This is a genomic window from Kitasatospora sp. NPDC059803 (assembly GCF_042732255.1).
Taxonomy (GTDB): Bacteria; Actinomycetota; Actinomycetes; order Streptomycetales; family Streptomycetaceae; genus Kitasatospora.
The window spans coordinates 1-1208 of record NZ_JBHWIJ010000129.1; the positions used below are offsets into that span (position 1 = coordinate 1).

Here is a 1208-nt window from a genome sequence, read left to right on the forward strand (position 1 = left end):
TTTCAGCGCACCCCCCCCCCCAACACAAACACCCATTCTCGCCCCCCCCCAACCCCCCCGCGGGGCGGGGGGCCGGGGAACGGGTGTTCCCGGGCCACCGGTCGGGGCCGATCAGACCCCGGTCAGGCTGCGATCACTCGCTCCTCACTCCCTTCCGGTTCCGCCGAACCCTGACGACCACGACCAGCAGGGCGCCGAGGCCCGCCAGGAGCGCGCTCGTGAGGGTGAAGGGCACCACAGCGGCGCCGGTGTGCGGCAGGACCCCGCCGTTCGGGCCGGAGACGTTGCCGCCACCCGGCTGCGGGTAGCCGGCCGGCTCCGGTCCGTGGCCGACCTCCATCCCGTCGCCGTGACCGCCGTGGCCGTGGCCGTCACCCGGTTCGGGCTTGTGCTCGTTGCACTTGTCCCTGTCGCAGGGCGGGGCGCAGCGTGCGATCGCGGAGGACGGGGGAGTGGTGATCGGCGGGGTACCCGGCGCGGCGTTCGGCGGCAGGAAGGAGGCCGTCACGGTGTTGGTCGTGTCCTCCGTGATGACGCTGGAGCAGAAGAACATCTTCGCCTGCCCGGAGGCCAGACTGAACGTCCCCGCAGCGACGACGCAGGAGGCCTCCTGCTGGTCGTTCAGTGTGATGCCGCTGATGTCGACTGTGCCGGTGTTGGTGACGGTGATCCGCCAGTACGCCTTGCACTTGTCGCGGTCACAGTCCTCCTTGCCGTCGTTCTTGTGGAGAGTCGTCTCCTTGCCCCACGGACCGGACCCGCCCTCGGCGCAGTTGCCGGGGACGTCGGACTGGCAGACCTCCTTGTTGATGGTCAGCGAGGGAACGTTCGCCGTGGCCTCGGAGGGCGGGGTCGTGATGGGCGTCCCACCGGGACCGGGGAACGTGGCCGTGACGGTGTTCGTCGTCGACTCCGTCAGGTGGGAGCTGGAGCAGAAGATCTGCTTGTTCGTCCCTGCTACGAGGTTGAAGGTGCCGGCGGCTGTGGCGCATGCCGGGGTGACGGTGTCGGCCAGGGTGATGCCGTTGATGTCGACGCCGTCGGTGTTGGTGACGGTGATGCGCCAGTAGGCGGTGCCGCCGGGGGCGACGGTGGTGATGCCGGCCCAGGGGCCGTTACCACCGGGCCCGCAGTCGGCGGCGGTTGTCGAGGTGCAGACCTCCTTGACGATGGCCAGCGACGGCACGTTGGCCGTTGCTTCCGACGGC

At 70.2% G+C, this 1208-nt stretch carries 1 pseudogene; it reads right to left on the reverse strand.

The window, feature by feature from the left end:
* Positions 1-133: 133 nt before the first annotated feature.
* A pseudogene (locus tag ACFV6I_RS21055) lies at positions 134-1208 on the reverse strand (hypothetical protein); the annotation flags it as partial.